2 protein-coding genes are annotated in these 2,248 nt (G+C 68.5%); both read left to right on the forward strand.

The window, feature by feature from the left end:
• The first annotated feature begins 210 nt into the window (after positions 1 to 210).
• Positions 211 to 2,028, forward strand: coding sequence for a 1-deoxy-D-xylulose-5-phosphate synthase (locus ABZX92_RS45690; protein WP_355572403.1), 1,818 nt, complete (start codon positions 211 to 213; stop codon positions 2,026 to 2,028).
• A partial coding sequence (locus ABZX92_RS45695; RefSeq protein ID WP_355572405.1) for a flavodoxin-dependent (E)-4-hydroxy-3-methylbut-2-enyl-diphosphate synthase occupies positions 2,025 to 2,248 on the forward strand: 224 nt, incomplete at its 3' end. The genes ABZX92_RS45690 and ABZX92_RS45695, both read left to right, overlap by 4 nt.

Consider the following 2,248-nt stretch of genomic DNA (forward strand, 5'->3'; position numbering starts at 1 on the left):
TCGTCGAGCAGCTGGTCGAGCGGCTCGCCGAGCTGGGGTACGGCGACGTGGCGGTGCACCGGGTCGCGACCGAGGACGTGGTGTTCTCCCCGCCCACGCGGCTGACCGGAGCGGCGGACGTGCCGTGACCGATCGAGACCGGGCGACCCCGAACTGACCAAGCGGGCGGCTACGGCCGCCCACCACACCCGGTGAGGAGCACTGTTCGAGATGGCGCTGTTGGAAACCGTGCACGACCCGGCACGGCTACGCGAACTGTCCTCCGAGGAACTCCGCGACCTGGCGGGTGAAATCCGCGCGTTCCTGATCGACCGGGTTTCGGCGAGCGGTGGACATCTCGGGCCGAACCTGGGCGTGGTGGAGCTGACCATTGCGCTGCACACCGTTTTCGACTCTCCGCGCGACAGACTGTTGTGGGACACCGGGCACCAGTCCTACGTGCACAAAATCCTCACGGGTCGCCAAGCCGGCTTCGACCGGCTGCGCAACTCGGGTGGGGTCTCCGGCTACCCCAGCAGACAGGAGTCCGAGCACGACCTGGTGGAGAACTCGCACGCGTCCACCGCACTGTCCTATGCGGACGGACTTGCGCGCGCGGACGCCCACCTCGGCCGGCGCGACCGGGCGACCGTCGCGATCATCGGCGACGGCGCGATGACCGGCGGCATGGCCTGGGAGGCGCTCAACAACATTGCGGGCGGGCCTGATCGGCCGCTCGTCATTGTGCTCAACGACAACGGCCGCTCCTACGCGCCGACCGTCGGCGGGCTGGCCGAGCACTTGGCCGCCCTGCGTGCCGGCCACGGGCCAGGCGTGTTCGAACAACTCGGGCTCGGCTACCTCGGCCCCGTCGACGGTCACGACATCTCCGCCGTGCAAGACGCCCTGCGCCACGCGGCCACATCGGTAGGGCCGGTGGTGGTGCACGTCATCACAGCCAAGGGCAAAGGTTATCTGCACACCGAAGCCAACGATCTGGACCTGGGCCACGCTATCAAGCCGATGGACCCGGAAACCGGGCTGGCGCTAACGTCTTCACCACCGTCATTCACGTCGGTGTTCGGCGACAAGCTCGTTGAGCTGGCCGAGCAACGCGCGGATCTGGTGGCGATCACGGCCGCAATGGCCGAACCGACCGGGCTCCTGCCACTGCAGCACAGGTTTCCGCAGCGGGTGATCGATGTCGGCATCGCCGAGCAGCACGCGGTCACGATGGCCGCCGGATTGTCCATGGGCGGAGTGCACCCTGTGGTGGCCATCTACTCCACGTTCGTCAACCGGGCGCTCGACCAGCTGCTCATGGACGTCGCGCTGCACCGCCGCCCAGTCACGTTCGTTCTCGATCGATCCGGGGTGACCGGCGACGACGGGCCAAGCCACAACGGCATGTGGGACATGTCAGTGCTGCAGGTGGTGCCAGGGCTGCGGATCGCGGCACCTCGGGACGGCGCCAGGCTGGCCGAACTGCTGGCCGAAGCTGTGGCGTGGGAGGAAGGTCCGACGCTGCTGCGGTTCCCCAAGGGCCCCGCCGGTGAAGACCTTTCCGCCGTCGCCACGTTCAACGGGCTGGACGTCCTGCGCCGCTCTGGCTCGCTGGACGTGCTGATCGTCGCGGTCGGAGCCCTAGCTGGACTCGCCCTCACCGTCGCTGAAAGCGTTGCGGCACAAGATGTAGGGGTGACGGTAGTGGATCCTCGGTGGGTAACGCCGGTCAACCCCGCGATCGCCGATCTCGCCCGCCGTCACCGCCTCGCGATCACCGTCGAGGACAACAGCCGCGCGAGTGGAGTCGGATCGGCTATCGCACAGTCGTTGCGCGACGTCGGCGTGCACACACCGCTGCGCGAGTTCGGCATCCCGCGGCGGTTCCTCAGTCACGGCTCGCGAGCAGAGGTGCTCGCCGCGTGCGGGCTGACCGCGCGGGGCATCACCAGGGCTGTGGCGGGTCTGCTGACCAGCCTCGACGCCGCGCCGGCAGGTATTGGCGACCTCTACACGAGGTCGGTTCCTGCAGGAGAGAAACGATGACAGCCGTTGCATTAGGAATGCCCTCGCTACGCAAGGACGAGGTCCCCCTCTCGGTGGCGACGCGCCGAACCTCCCGCCAGATCATGGTCGGCTCCGTGCCCGTCGGCGGCAACGCACCGGTGTCGGTGCAGTCGATGACCACCACGCCCACCGCGGACGTCGACGCCACGCTGCAGCAGATCGCTGAGCTCACCGCGGCCGGCTGCGAGATCGTCCGGGT

Origin of the sequence: Lentzea sp. NPDC006480, from assembly GCF_040611995.1 — a bacterium.
GTDB lineage: Bacteria > Actinomycetota > Actinomycetes > Mycobacteriales > Pseudonocardiaceae > Lentzea.